This window comes from Pseudomonas sp. ASL3, from assembly GCF_056680425.1.
This window is the reverse complement of the sequence record NZ_CM155281.1, coordinates 2,502,142-2,516,519: the sequence shown is the minus strand read 5'-3', so window position 1 is coordinate 2,516,519 and position 14,378 is coordinate 2,502,142. Positions and strand designations below refer to the sequence as shown.

Sequence of the window (14,378 nt, the reverse complement as noted above, 5' to 3'; positions counted from 1 at the left end):
TCGCCTGCTTCGCGAATAAATTCGCTCCCACACAGTCTGCACAGTTGACCTGTTATTGATTCACCAACTTCAACGAAGTCTCGGCATAACGCTGCCCGGCAATGGCCTCGACGGGGAACAGGTCCTTGAGGGCCTGCAGCTCGTTCTGACTCAGTTTGATAGCCAGTGCAGCGACGTTTTCTTCCAGGTATTTGCGTTGCTTGGTGCCCGGGATCGGCACGATGTCGTTGCCTTGGGCAAGCACCCAGGCCAAGGCCAGTTGCCCGGCGCTGACGCCTTTGTCCGCGGCCAGTTTTTGCACCTTATCCACCAGCAGCAGGTTTTTCGCGAAATTTTCACCCTGGAAGCGCGGGCTGGAGCGACGATAGTCGTCAGCGGCAAAGTCGTCCGGGCTTTTCAGGGTGCCGGTCAGGAAGCCACGGCCCAGCGGGCTGTAGGGGACGAAGGCAATGCCCAGGCGGCGACAGGCGTCCAGGCTGCCATTTTCTTCCGGGTCCCGGCTCCACAGCGAGTATTCACTTTGCAGCGCGCTGATCGGGTGCACTTTATGCGCCCGCTCCAGTGTGCTGGCCGAGGCTTCGCTCAAGCCGAGGAAGCGCACCTTGCCGATCTTGACCAGCTCAGCCATGGCGCCCACGGACTCTTCGACCGAGATTTGCGGATCGATCCGGTGCTGGTAATACAAGTCCAGGGTTTCGATGCCCAGGCGCTTGAGCGTGCCGTCGATGGCGCTGCGAATATATTCCGGGCTGCCGTTCACCCCGCGAGCGCCAGGGTCGTTGGCGTCGCGGACAAAGCCGAACTTGCTGGCGAGAAACACTTGATCGCGTTTGCCACGAATGGCCCGGCCGATCAGTTCTTCGTTGGTGTGCGGACCGTACATGTCGGCGGTGTCCAACAGATTGATGCCCAGCTCCAACGCACGGTGCAAGGTCGCAATCGCCTCTTTGGTGTCAGTACCGGTGGTATAGAAGTCGGTCATGCCCATGCAGCCAAGACCAATGGCGGAAACCTGCGGGCCGTTTGTACCGAGTTGACGGGTTTGCATTGAGGAACTCCTGCCGATTGAAGGTAGCCCCCATTGTTACGCTCGACAGAAGTGGGATAAACCGGCTAAAAACGCATTCACTATTTAGAAAATCTAAATAGTTATCCCTAGCCTAGCTAGATAGTTACCCAGGTCATAGTCCATGGATCGATTCAACGCCATGCGCGTGTTCACCCGCATCGTCGAGCTCGGCGGGTTTGCCAAAGCCGCCGACAGCCTGCACATTCCACGGGCTTCAGCGACGATTCTGATCAAGCAACTGGAGGCGCACCTAGGCGTGCAGCTGCTGCAACGCACGACCCGGCAAGTCACCCCGACCCTGGACGGCCAGGCGTATTACCAGCGCTGCGTCAGCCTGCTGGCGGATCTGGAGGACACGGAAGCGGTGTTTTCCTCGGCCCAGACCGAGCTTAAAGGCATTCTGCGCATTGATATTCCCGTGGGTTTTGGCCGCCTGATCGTGATCCCGGCGCTCCCGGCCTTCACTGCGCGTTATCCGCACATTGAGCTGGAAATCGGCATGAGTGACCGACAGGTGGATCTGATTCGCGAGGGCATCGATTGTGTGGTGCGAGGTGGGCAATCGCTGGACGAATCGCTGGTAGTCCGCCCGTTGGCGCAAATGACCCAGATGACCTGCGCCAGCCGTGACTATTTGCGACGGATGGGTATCCCGTGTTCGCTGGAAGACCTGAAAGGGCATCAGGTGATCGAGTACTTTTCGGCAAGCTCGGGCAAGCGTTATGGGCTGGAATTTCAGATGGGCGATGAGGTGCACGAGATGAGCCTGCCCAGATCACTGTCGGTCAACAGTTCCGAAGGTTATCTGGCTGCCTGCGAAGCCGGGTATGGCCTGGTGCAGACGCCTTACTACCACATCGTCGAGCAATTGCGCAGCGGTGCGCTGCTGGAAGTTCTGAGTGAGTTTCGTCCGCCAGCATTGGCCCTGATGGCGCTGTACCCGCCGCACCGGCAGATGTCGCGGCGGGTGCGAGTATTCGTCGACTGGCTGGTGGAACTGTGCACGCGGAACAATCTGTTAGACAAAATCCAGTCAACCCCATAGGTCCCTACGCGCTTTCGTGTTTAACTTCCGGCTCTTCCGAAAACCCTTCGAAAAGGACTCAGCTCATGGCTCAAGTGACTCTTAGAGGCAACCCTGTTCAAGTCAAAGGCGAACTGCCAAAAGTCGGCAGCGCGGCCCCTGCGTTTTCGCTGGTGAACAGCGACCTGGGCGACGTTACCCTGGCCACCTTTGCCGGCAAACGCAAAGTGCTGAACATTTTCCCAAGCATCGACACCCCGACCTGCGCCACGTCGGTGCGCAAGTTCAATGCCCAGGCCAACGAGCTGACCAACGCCGTGGTGCTGTGCATCTCCGCCGATCTGCCGTTCGCCCAGAAGCGTTTCTGTGGTGCCGAAGGTCTGGAAAGCGTTCAGAGCCTGTCCACCATGCGTGGCCGCGAGTTCATTGAAAATTACGGCGTGGCTATCGTTGAAGGTCCGTTGGCCGGTCTGACCGCGCGTGCCGTGGTTGTACTCGATGAGCATGACAACGTGCTGCACAGCGAGTTGGTCCCGGAAATCGGTCAAGAGCCGAATTACGAAGCCGCTCTCGCTGTTCTAAAGTAATACTTTGTAAAACATTAACGGCCTGGCCTCGTCCGGGCCGTTTTTATTTGTGCTTCAGAGTCTTATAGAAAGTAAGCATAAGTAAATTGCCGGTAAAGGCGCTTTGCTTAACACTCAACTGTGCTTATTGTTCAACCTCCCGAAGAAGCTCACGCGCACAATGGTTTATTTATTCATGCAATCGTCTGGCCCCCGTAGTTCCCGTCGCTGGCTGATTAGCCTGTTGGTCCTGTTGGTCATCATCGGCCTGTGCTGGAAGTTCTGGCCGTCTTCGGCTCTGCACAAAGGCCCTGCCGAGAAGGGCACGACTGAGGCGGCTCGTCACAAGGGTGGGGGAATGTCCAAGAGCGGTACGCCAAGGCCAGGCTTTGGCGGCGCAACCGGGCCGGTTCCGGTGCGAGTGGCGCCCGCGACACTGGGTGACTTCCCTATCTATTACAAGGCGCTGGGTACTGTCACGGCGATGAACACGATCAACGTGCGCAGCCAGGTAGCGGGGCAGTTGGTCAAGCTCAACTTCCAGGAAGGGCAGATGGTCAACGCCGGTGATTTGCTGGCTGAAATCGATCCGCGCAGTTACCAGATTGCCCTGGAACAAGCCGAAGGCACGTTGCTGACGAATCAGGCCTTGCTCAAGAATGCGCAGGTCGATCTTGAGCGCTATCGCGGTTTGTATGCCGAAGACAGTATTGCCAAGCAAATCCTGGACACTTCCGCTTCGCTGGTCAATCAGTACGTGGGCACGATCAAAACCAATCAGGCCGCCGTGGGCGTTGCCAAACTCAATCTAGACTTCACTAAAATTCGCGCGCCTATTGCCGGGCGTGTCGGCTTGCGTCAACTGGATGTAGGCAACCTGGTGGCCGCCAATGACACCACCGCGTTGGTAGTAATCACCCAGACCAAGCCGATTTCCGTGGTCTTCACCCTGCCGGAGAAAGACCTGTCGGCGGTCATTGCGCGCTACCACAGCGGTGACAAGCTGCCGGTGGAAGCCTGGGACCGTGGCGACGTGAAGCTGCAAGCCAGCGGTGTGCTGGCCAGCCTGGACAACCAGATCGACGTCACCACCGGCACCTTGAAATTCAAGGCACGTTTCGATAACCAGGACGAAGTGCTGTTTCCCAACCAGTTCGTCAACGTGCGCCTGCGTGCCGATACCCTCAAACATGCGGTGCTGGTGCCATCGGCGGCAGTCCAGTTTGGCACCAACGGTACGTTCGCCTATGTGATGGATGGCGACAAGAACGTCAAGATTCGCCAGTTGCAGGCCGGGCCTAGCGACGAAAACTCCACCGTGATCACCAGCGGCCTGACCGAAGGCGAGCGTGTCGTGCTCGAGGGCACTGACCGGCTGCGCGATGGCAGCGATGTAGAAGTGGTCAACGACAGCAAGGACGCGCCATCCGCGCCGGTGCATTTACAGGGGCCGCCTTCGGGCGAGTCCGGTGAAACGGCCAAGGCCGACAAGGCGAAAAAAGGCGGCGTATGAACATCTCCCGGCTGTTCATCCTGCGCCCGGTAGCGACCACCCTGAGTATGCTGGCCATCATTCTGGCCGGCTTGATCGCGTACACCTTGTTACCGGTTTCGGCCCTGCCGCAGGTGGACTACCCGACCATTCGCGTGTTGACGCTATACCCCGGTGCCAGCCCACAGGTGATGACCAGTGCGGTAACGGCGCCATTGGAGCGGCAGTTCGGGCAGATGCCGGGGCTGACGCAAATGGCCTCGACCAGTTCCGGTGGCGCCTCGGTGATCACCCTGCGTTTCAGCCTCGATCTCAACATGGACGTCGCCGAGCAGGAAGTGCAGGCGGCGATCAACGGCGCGACCAACCTGCTGCCCACTGATCTGCCGGCACCCCCTATTTACAACAAGGTCAACCCGGCCGATACGCCGGTGCTGACCCTGGCGATTACCTCCAAAACCATGTTGCTACCCAAACTCAACGATCTGGTCGATACGCGCATGGCGCAGAAGATCTCCCAGATCAGTGGCGTGGGTCTGGTCAGCATTGCCGGTGGCCAACGCCAGGCGGTACGGATCAAGGTTCACCCCGAAGCGCTGGCCGCCAATGGGCTGAACCTTGCCGATGTGCGCACCTTGATCGGTGCTTCCAACGTCAACCAGCCCAAGGGTAACTTCGATGGCCCGACGCGGGTGTCGATGCTCGATGCCAACGATCAATTGAAGTCACCCCAGGAATACGCTGATCTCATCCTCGCTTATAAAAATGGCGCGCCTTTGCGCCTCAAAGACGTGGCCGACATCGTCGACGGCGCGGAGAACGACCGGCTGGCGGCCTGGGCCAACGAAAATCAGGCCGTTCTGCTGAACATCCAGCGCCAGCCCGGCGCCAACGTCATCCAGGTGGTCGACCGGATCAAGGCGCTGCTGCCGAGCATCACCGACAACCTGCCGGCCGGGCTGGACGTTACGGTGCTGACCGACCGTACGCAAACCATCCGCGCGTCGGTCACTGACGTGCAGCACGAACTGCTGATCGCCATCGTATTGGTTGTCCTGGTGACCTTTCTGTTTTTGCGCCGGGTCAGTGCCACGATTATTCCGTCGGTCGCCGTACCGCTGTCGTTAATAGGCACCTTCGGTGTGATGTACCTGGCCGGCTTCTCGGTCAACAACCTGACGTTGATGGCCATGACCATCGCCACCGGTTTCGTGGTGGATGACGCCATCGTCATGCTGGAAAACATTTCGCGACATCTGGAGGAGGGCGATACGCCTCTTCAAGCGGCGCTCAAGGGGGCGCGACAGATTGGCTTTACCCTGGTCTCGCTGACCATCTCGCTGATCGCCGTATTGATTCCGTTGTTGTTCATGGCCGATGTGGTCGGTCGGCTGTTTCGCGAATTTGCCATCACGCTGGCGGTGGCGATCCTGATTTCCCTCGTGGTGTCACTGACCCTCACGCCGATGATGTGCGCAAGGCTGCTCAAGCGTGAACCCAAGCAAGAGGATCAGGGCCGTTTCTACCGCACCAGCGGCGCCTGGATCGATTGGCTGATCGCCGCTTACGGGCGCAAGCTGCGCTGGGTGCTCAAGCATCAACCGTTGACCTTGCTGGTGGCCATCGCCACCCTTGGCTTGACCGTGTTCCTGTACCTGATCGTGCCCAAGGGCTTTTTCCCGGTGCAGGACACCGGGGTGATTCAGGGGATTTCCGAGGCACCACAATCGGTGTCCTTCGCTGCCATGAGCGAGCGCCAGCAGTCGTTGGCAAAAATCATCCTGCAAGACCCTGCGGTGGCGAGCCTGTCGTCCTACATCGGCGTCGACGGCGACAACGCCACGCTCAACAGCGGGCGCATGCTGATCAACCTCAAGCCCCACAACGAACGCAGTCTGACCGCCACGCAAATCATTCAGCGCCTGCAACCGCAGCTCGACACGCTGTCGGACATCCGCTTGTTCATGCAGCCCGTGCAGGACTTGACTGTCGAAGACCGGGTCAGCCGCACCCAGTATCAATTCAGTATGTCGTCGCCGGACGCCGAGCTGTTGGCCCAGTGGAGCGGCAAACTGGTCGATGCCCTGAGAAAACGCGCGGAACTGACCGATGTCGCCAGCGACTTGCAGGACAAGGGTTTACAGGTCTACCTGCTGATCGATCGCGACGCGGCCAGTCGGGTCGGTGTCAGCGTGGCGAACATCACCGATGCGCTGTATGACGCCTTCGGTCAGCGGCAGATTTCCACCATTTACACCCAGGCCAGCCAGTACCGAGTGGTATTGCAGGCGGCGGCCGTGACCGATCTGGGGCCCAAGGCGCTGGAGCAGATTCACGTCAAGACCACCGACGGCACGCAGGTCAAACTGTCGAGTCTGGCGCGGGTCGAACAGCGTCAGGCACAGTTGGCCATCGCCCATATAGGCCAGTTCCCGGCCGTGATGATGTCGTTCAACCTGGCACCGGGTGTTGCGTTGGGCAAAGCGGTGCAGGTGATCAATCAGGTGCAGAAGGACATCGGCATGCCCCTCGGCGTGCAGACCGAGTTCCAGGGCGCGGCCCAGGCGTTCGAGGCGTCGTTGTCGAGTACGTTGCTGCTGATTCTGGCGGCGGTGGTGACGATGTATATCGTGCTGGGTGTGCTGTACGAAAGTTACATCCACCCGATCACCATCCTTTCGACCCTGCCGTCCGCTGCGGTCGGCGCACTGCTGGCGCTGCTGATCAGTGGCAATGATCTGGGGATGATCGCGATCATCGGCATCATCCTGCTCATCGGCATCGTCAAGAAGAACGCAATCATGATGATCGACTTCGCGCTGGATGCGGAGCGCAACCGGGGCATTGATCCGGAAACGGCGATTTATGAAGCGGCGTTGCTGCGCTTTCGGCCAATCCTGATGACGACCCTGTCCGCGCTGTTCGGTGCAGTGCCGTTGATGCTCGCCAGCGGTTCCGGGGCCGAACTGCGCCAGCCATTGGGTCTGGTGATGGTCGGCGGGTTGATGCTCAGTCAGGTGCTGACGCTGTTCACCACCCCGGTGATCTACCTGTATTTCGACCGTCTGGGTCGGCGTTGGGGCCGCAAACCGGATGAAGCCGCCCGTCTGGAGCAGGCTGAAACATGAACCTGTCCGGGCCTTTCATTCGTCGGCCGGTAGCGACCATGCTCCTGAGCCTGGCGATCATATTGCTGGGCGGTGTCAGCTTCGGTCTGCTGCCGGTGTCGCCGCTGCCGAACATGGACTTCCCGGTGATTGTGGTCTCGGCCAACTTGCCGGGCGCCAGCCCCGAGGTCATGGCGTCCAGCGTGGCGACACCGCTGGAGCGCTCCCTGGGCACCATCGCCGGGATCAATACCATGAGCAGCCGTTCGAGCCAGGGTTCGACGCGGGTGATTCTGCAGTTCGACCTGAATCGCGACATCAACGGCGCGGCGCGGGAAGTGCAAGCGGCGATCAATGCCTCGCGCGATTTGCTGCCCAGCGGCATGCGCAGTATGCCCACGTACAAGAAGGTCAATCCGTCCCAGGCACCGGTGATGGTGCTGTCGCTGACCTCTGATGTACTGGAAAAGGGTCAGCTGTACGACCTGGCGTCGACCATCCTCGCGCAAAGCCTGTCTCAGGTGAGCGGCGTCGGCGAAGTGCAGATCGGCGGCAGTTCGCTTCCCGCGGTACGGGTCGAGCTGGAGCCGCAGTTGCTCAATCAGTATGGGGTGTCGCTGGATGACGTGCGCACCACCATCGCCGCCGCCAACGTGCGCAAACCTAAAGGCTCGGTGGAGGATGCCGATCACAACTGGCAGATACAAGCCAATGACCAGCTGGAAAAGGCCAAGGATTACGAGCCGCTGATCATTCGTTACAAGAATGGTGCGGCCCTGCGCCTGAGCCATGTGGCGAAAGTCAGCGACGCGGTGGAAGACCGCTACAACAGCGGCTTTTTCAACGACAACCAGGCGGTATTGCTGGTCATCAACCGTCAGGCCGGTGCCAACATCATCGAGACCGTGGCGCAGATCAAGGCGCAACTGCCGGCGTTGCAGGCGGTGCTGCCGGCCAGCGTCAAGCTGGACCTGGCCATGGACCGCTCGCCGGTGATCAAGGCGACGCTGCACGAAGCTGAAATGACCCTGATGATCGCTGTGGCTCTGGTGATTCTGGTGGTGTTCTTCTTCCTCGGTAACTTCCGCGCTTCGCTGATCCCGACGTTGGCGGTGCCGGTTTCGCTGGTCGGTACCTTCGCCATCATGTACCTGAGCGGCTTCTCCCTGAACAACCTGTCGCTGATGGCGCTGATTCTCGCGACCGGTCTGGTGGTGGACGACGCCATCGTGGTGCTGGAGAACATCTCCCGGCATATCGATAAAGGCGTGCCACCGATGAAGGCGGCGTACCTGGGCGCCAAGGAAGTCGGTTTCACCTTGCTGTCGATGAACGTGTCGCTGGTGGCCGTGTTCCTCTCGATCCTGTTTATGGGCGGTATCATCGCCAGCCTGTTCCGCGAGTTTTCCATCACGTTGGCAGCGTCGATCATTGTGTCGCTGGTGGTGTCTCTGACCTTGACGCCGATGCTCTGCGCGCGGTGGCTCAAACCCCATGATCCGGGCAAGGAAAACGCCTTGCAACGCTGGAGTCGCGGCCTCAACGACCGCATGGTCACCGCCTACGACCGCAGCCTCGGTTGGGTGTTGCGTCATCGGGGGTTGACCCTGTTAAGCCTGCTGCTCACCATCGGCGTCAACATCGCGTTGTACGTGGTGGTGCCCAAGACCTTCATGCCGCAGCAGGACACCGGTCAGTTGATCGGCTACATAAGAGGTGACGATGGCCTGTCGTTCTCGGTGATGCAGCCCAAGATGGAAATCTACCGTCGTGCGGTGCTGGCTGATCCCGCGGTTGAAAGCGTTGCCGGTTTCATCGGCGGCAACGGTGGCACCAACAACGCGGTCATGATCGTGCGCCTCAAGCCGATCAAGGAGCGCAATCTTGCCGCCGATAAAGTCATCGAGCGCTTGCGCAAAAATATGCCGCCCGTCCCCGGTGGACGTTTGTTCTTGATGGCTGATCAAGACCTGCAATTCGGTGGCGGGCGTGAACAGACCACGTCGCAATACCAATACATCCTGCAAAGCGGCGATCTGGGTAGCTTGCGTCTGTGGTATCCGAAAGTGCTCGAGGCGCTCAAGTCGTTGCCGGAACTGACTGCTATCGATGGCCGGGAAGGCCGCGGCGCGCAGCAGGTCACCCTGCAAGTGGATCGCGATACCGCCAAGCGCCTGGGCGTCGACATGAACATGGTCACGGCGGTGCTGAACAACGCTTACAGCCAGCGGCAGATTTCCACCATCTATGACAGCCTCAACCAGTATGAGGTGGTGATGGAGGTCAATCCGAAATACGCTCAGGACCCGGTAACGCTCAATCAGGTTCAGGTGATCACGGCCGCTGGCCAGCGTATTCCGCTGTCGAGCATCGCCCACTACGAACGCAGCCTGGAAGATGACCGGGTGACCCATGACGGACAGTTTGCCTCCGAAGATATCTCTTTCGATCTGGCGGAAGGCGTGACCCTTGAACAAGCCACCGCCGCCGTTGAACGTGCGGTGGCCAAGGTCGGTTTGCCGACCGAAGTCATTGCCAAAATGGCCGGTACTGCCGACGCCTTTGCGGCCGCCCAGAAGACCCAGCCGTTTATGATTCTGGGAGCGCTGGTGGTGGTGTATCTGGTGCTGGGGATTCTCTATGAAAGCTACATTCATCCGCTGACCATTCTCTCGACCTTGCCTTCGGCGGGGGTCGGGGCCTTGCTGACGATTTACCTGCTGGGTGGCCAATTCAGCCTGATCTCGTTGCTCGGCTTGTTCCTGTTGATCGGGGTAGTGAAGAAAAACGCCATTCTGATGATCGACCTCGCGCTGCAACTGGAGCGCGAGTTCGGGATGACGCCGCTGGAGTCGATTCGCAGCGCCTGCCTGCAACGTCTACGGCCGATTCTGATGACTACAATGGCGGCGATTCTTGGCGCGTTGCCTTTGCTGTTGAGCAGTGCCGAAGGGGCGGAAATGCGTCGTCCGCTGGGCCTGACTATCATCGGCGGCCTGATCTTCAGCCAGGTTCTGACCCTTTACACCACTCCGGTGGTTTACCTTTATCTCGACCGTCTGCGCCATCGCTTCAACCAATGGCGTGGCGTGCGCACCGATGCGTCTCTGGAAACTCAGCTATGACCGACCGCCTGCAAATCAAACCCGTTTTACAGCGGCCTGTGCGTTGGCTTGGCATGGGGCTTTGTGCAGTGCTCTTGAGCGCCTGTGCGGTCGGCCCAGACTATAAAAAGCCGGAAATAGCCACGCCTGCGCAGTTCAAGCAAGCCGAAGGCTGGCGTCAGGCAGCGCCCAACGATGCACTGGCGCGAGGCGCCTGGTGGGAGTTGTACGGTGATACACAACTCAACGGGCTGGTGGAAAAACTCAACAGTTCGAACCAGACGGTTGCCCAGAATGAAGCCCAGTACCGACAGGCTGAGGCCTTGGTGCGCAGTGCGCGCGGCGCGCTCTTTCCGACGTTTGGTCTCAGCGCCGGTAAAACCCGCTCCAGTCAGGGCACTGGCAGCAGCAATTCGAGCCTGAGCAGTGCCAGCAGTGGTATTCGTGACACTTACAACACCCAGCTGAGCGTCAGTTGGGAGACCGATATCTGGGGCAAGCTGCGTCGTGGGTTAGAGGCCGACAAAGCCAGCGCCCAGGCCAGCCTCGCCGATCTGGCGGCGATGCGGCTGAGCCTGCAATCGCAGTTGGTGCAGAATTACTTGCAACTGCGTGTAATCGATGAGCAGAAACGCCTTCTGGAAGCCACGGTCGAGGCTTACCAGCGATCGCTGACCATGACTCAGAATCAATACCGCCACGGTGTCTCCGGCAAAGACGCCGTGGCGCAGGCGCAGGCCCAACTCAAAACCACTCAGGCCGATCTGATCGACCTGATCTGGCAGCGCGCTAAGTTTGAGAATGCTATCGCCGTGCTGATGGGCCAGGCTCCGGCGGATTTCAATCTGGCGGCCACAACCGCCATCCCGGTGCTGCCACAGATCCCGCTTGAGTTGCCATCGCAACTGCTCGAGCGTCGCCCGGACATCGCCGCGGCCGAACGCTCGGTGATGGCGGCCAACGCCAATATCGGCGTCGCAAAAGCGGCGTACTACCCTGACCTGAGCTTGAGTCTTAATGGCGGTTACAGCAGCTCCACGTTCAGCAACTGGATCAGCTTGCCGAACCGTTTCTGGTCAGTCGGGCCGCAATTGGCGACGACCCTGTTCGACGGTGGTCAGCGTTCGGCTGAAGTCGATCGTACTGAGGCGGTTTACGACCAGACAGTGGCTCAATATCGCCAGACCGTGCTGAACGGCTTCCAGGAGGTGGAGAATTTCATGGTCCAGCTCAAGGTCTATGAAGACGAGGCGGCCGTGCGCGCCGAGGCCCTGGAGGCTGCCCGTGAATCCTTGCGTTTGACGAACAACCAGTACAAAGCCGGGTTGATCGCTTACCTGAATGTGGTCACCGTGCAAACCACCGCGCTGAGCAACGAAAGAAGCGTGTTGACCCTGCTGCAAAGCCGCCTGATTGCCAGTGTGCAATTGATCGCTGCGTTGGGCGGTGGCTGGAATGCAGAAAGCGGCTTGAACATTCAGGAGTAGGGGCTGCTACAGCTCCTGCAGGTGTCATGTCGCGCTTGATAAACAACCGCGACAATTCGGCCATTTTCGGTACAATCGGCGACTTTCCCCTGGGCAAAAATACTAATAATCTGCCTCGGTCACGAGAAGTCGCATGCTTATTGGCAGTTACACACCTTCGCTGGTTCTGATTTCCATCTTCGTGGCCATGTTGGCTTCCTATACCGCGCTGGATTTGACTGGCCGGATTGCCACGGCGACGGGGCGCACGGTTTATCTGTGGATGGGCGGCGGGGCGCTGGCCATGGGTATTGGCATCTGGTCGATGCATTTCATCGGCATGCTTGCCTTCCATCTACCCATCGAACTTGGCTATGACCTGCCGATCACGTTGCTGTCGCTGCTGATCGCTATTTTGTCTTCCGGTTTTGCCTTATGGCTGGTCAGCCAGCCGAAGCTTCCGGCACTGCAACTGAGCTTCGGTGCGCTCATCATGGGTGCCGGGATCAGCGCCATGCACTACTGCGGCATGGCCGCGCTGCGCATGCAGCCAGGCATCGATTACGACCCTACGCTGTTTGCCAGCTCGCTGCTGATTGCGGTCAGCGCGTCGGCCGCGGCCTTGTGGATCGCTTTTAGTCTGCGCCGGCAAACACCTTATGTGCGTCTGACCCGAGGCGGTGCCGCGGTGGTCATGGGCATGGCGATCGTCGGTATGCATTACACCGCCATGGCGGCGGCGAGTTTTGCCGATGGCAGTTTCTGCGGTGCTGTCGGTAGCGGTTTGCGGGTCGACGGTCTGGACAAACTGGTACTGGTCACCAGCCTTGCGGTGCTGACCATCGCCTTGCTGACGTCGATTCTCGATGCACGCCTTGAGGCTCGTACCGCTGAGTTGTCCAACTCGCTGAGTGTGGCCAATCGGGAGCTGACCCATTTGGCCCTGCACGACACGCTGACCAGCCTGCCGAATCGCGTGTTGCTGGCAGACCGAATCGAGCAGGCCATGCGCAAGGTCGACGAGCAGGGCGGCTGTTTTGCGCTGATGTTCATGGACTTGGACGGCTTCAAGCCGGTCAACGATGCCTTTGGTCATCATATGGGCGACCAGCTGTTGCGTCAGGTCGGACTGCGCCTGCGGGAGAACCTGCACAGTCAGAACACCCTGGCGCGTATCGGTGGGGATGAGTTTGTCCTGTTGGTCGAACTGCACGATGTGGATGACGCCCCGGAACTCGCGGCCCGTCAGGTAGCCTTGATCGCTGAGCCCTTCACTGTCGCCGACCATAGTTTGCAGGTCTCCGCGAGCATCGGCATCGTCCTGTATCCGGGCAACGGCCAGACCCAGCATGAACTGTTGATGAATGCCGATGCCGCGATGTACCACGCCAAAGGTGCTGGAAAAAACGGTTACAGTTTTTTCGATGCTTCGATGAACACCAATGCGCGCAACCAGTTGCAACTGTTGCAAGACCTGCGCCTGGCACTCAAAAACGAGCAATTTTGCCTGTATTACCAGCCAAAATTCGATGCCGTTAGCGGCCTGCCGATAGGCGCGGAAGCCTTGCTGCGCTGGCACCATCCACAACTGGGGCTGCTGCTGCCAGACAAGTTCATCGGGGTTGCGGAAAAGACCGGGTTGATCATCCCGATCGGCGAATGGGTGCTCAATGAGGCCTGTCGACAGATGCGTGTCTGGTACGAACAGGGTTACACCCACTGGCGGATTGCGGTGAACCTCTCGGCGTTGCAGTTCTGCCACAACGGTTTGGTCACCAGCGTTGCCTCCGCCCTGGAGCTGCACTGTCTGCCGGCCAACAGCCTGACCCTGGAGATCACCGAAACCACCGCCATGAGCGACGCCGACGCCAGCATGACGGTGCTGCAACAGCTCTCGGATATGGGCGTGGATCTGTCCATCGATGACTTCGGTACCGGCTACTCCAGCCTGATGTACCTCAAACGTTTGCCCGCCAATGAGCTGAAAATCGACCGTGGCTTTGTCCGTGATCTGGAGCACGACGGCGACGACGCCGCCATCGTCTCGGCCATCGTCGCCCTGGGCCAGGCGCTGGGTCTGCGCATCGTCGCCGAGGGCGTCGAGACCAACATGCAGCAAAGCTTCCTGACCAAGCTGGGCTGCAACTCCCTGCAGGGCTTCCTCTTGGGTCATCCGTTACCGGCAGAGCGGTTTATGGCGGATATCATCACCGCTGAGCAGAAGGTCGGGGTGGAGTACTTGCAGGACGAAGCGTGATCGGTGTCGGATACCCTTCGCCATCAATTGCTGGCAGCATTGGGTTTTATAGTTAGAGACTCAATGATGGACGTTCGAAACGAAGAAGAACTGGCCCGTGCGTTGGCGCGAATAGAGCAGTTGTGGGGAGCTGAGATCGGTTCGGTACAAGGTGCGGAACTGGAATTTCTGGTGCAACGAGTGGTTGAATATGAAGCCACTGCCTTTGACCAGGCTACGTTGTCAGTAACGTCACGCACATCATCTCGGGGTTTCTCTCGCCCAAAGCCTGCGCTAGGCTGACCACCATCAGC

General features: G+C 59.4%; 9 protein-coding genes. 8 read left to right on the top strand and 1 reads right to left on the bottom strand.

All coding sequences use genetic code 11. From position 1 onward, the window contains the following. Positions 1-52: 52 nt before the first annotated feature. The gene (locus AC1MEE_RS11580) at positions 53-1,048 is read right to left on the bottom strand and encodes an aldo/keto reductase (RefSeq protein WP_480415470.1); all 996 of its coding nucleotides are present in this window, start codon (positions 1,046-1,048) and stop codon (positions 53-55) included. A 142-nt stretch (positions 1,049-1,190) separates the two neighbouring features. On the opposite strand from AC1MEE_RS11580, the gene AC1MEE_RS11575 reads away from it, so the two are divergent. The 8 genes from AC1MEE_RS11575 to AC1MEE_RS11540 all read left to right on the top strand — a co-directional run bounded on the left by AC1MEE_RS11575 (position 1,191) and on the right by AC1MEE_RS11540 (position 14,367). Next, positions 1,191-2,114, top strand: coding sequence for a LysR family transcriptional regulator (locus AC1MEE_RS11575; protein WP_480415469.1), 924 nt, complete (start codon positions 1,191-1,193; stop codon positions 2,112-2,114). A 65-nt stretch (positions 2,115-2,179) separates the two neighbouring features. Then, positions 2,180-2,680 carry a thiol peroxidase gene (gene tpx / locus AC1MEE_RS11570; RefSeq protein ID WP_480415468.1) on the top strand — a complete coding sequence of 167 codons (501 nt, stop codon included), beginning with the start codon at positions 2,180-2,182 and terminating at the stop codon, positions 2,678-2,680. 160 nt (positions 2,681-2,840) lie between these two features. Beyond that, positions 2,841-4,172, top strand: a complete 1,332-nt coding sequence (locus AC1MEE_RS11565) for an MdtA/MuxA family multidrug efflux RND transporter periplasmic adaptor subunit (RefSeq protein ID WP_480415467.1) — start codon at positions 2,841-2,843, stop codon at positions 4,170-4,172. Further along, positions 4,169-7,279 (top strand): MdtB/MuxB family multidrug efflux RND transporter permease subunit, encoded by a 3,111-nt coding sequence (locus tag AC1MEE_RS11560; RefSeq protein ID WP_480415466.1) that lies wholly within the window; start codon positions 4,169-4,171, stop codon positions 7,277-7,279. Before AC1MEE_RS11565 ends, AC1MEE_RS11560 begins: the two co-directional genes overlap by 4 nt. Beyond that, positions 7,276-10,383, top strand: coding sequence for an efflux RND transporter permease subunit (locus AC1MEE_RS11555; RefSeq protein WP_480415465.1), 3,108 nt, complete (start codon positions 7,276-7,278; stop codon positions 10,381-10,383). Before AC1MEE_RS11560 ends, AC1MEE_RS11555 begins: the two co-directional genes overlap by 4 nt. Continuing rightward, on the top strand, positions 10,380-11,849 hold the full coding sequence (locus AC1MEE_RS11550) for an efflux transporter outer membrane subunit (protein WP_480415464.1): 1,470 nt from the start codon (positions 10,380-10,382) through the stop codon (positions 11,847-11,849). Before AC1MEE_RS11555 ends, AC1MEE_RS11550 begins: the two co-directional genes overlap by 4 nt. 133 nt (positions 11,850-11,982) lie before the next feature. Beyond that, positions 11,983-14,085 (top strand): putative bifunctional diguanylate cyclase/phosphodiesterase, encoded by a 2,103-nt coding sequence (locus AC1MEE_RS11545; RefSeq protein WP_480415463.1) that lies wholly within the window; start codon positions 11,983-11,985, stop codon positions 14,083-14,085. 63 nt (positions 14,086-14,148) lie between these two features. Continuing rightward, positions 14,149-14,367: a hypothetical protein gene (locus tag AC1MEE_RS11540; protein WP_480415462.1), complete on the top strand. Its 219-nt coding sequence runs from the start codon at positions 14,149-14,151 to the stop codon at positions 14,365-14,367. The last annotated feature ends 11 nt before the right edge of the window (positions 14,368-14,378 follow it).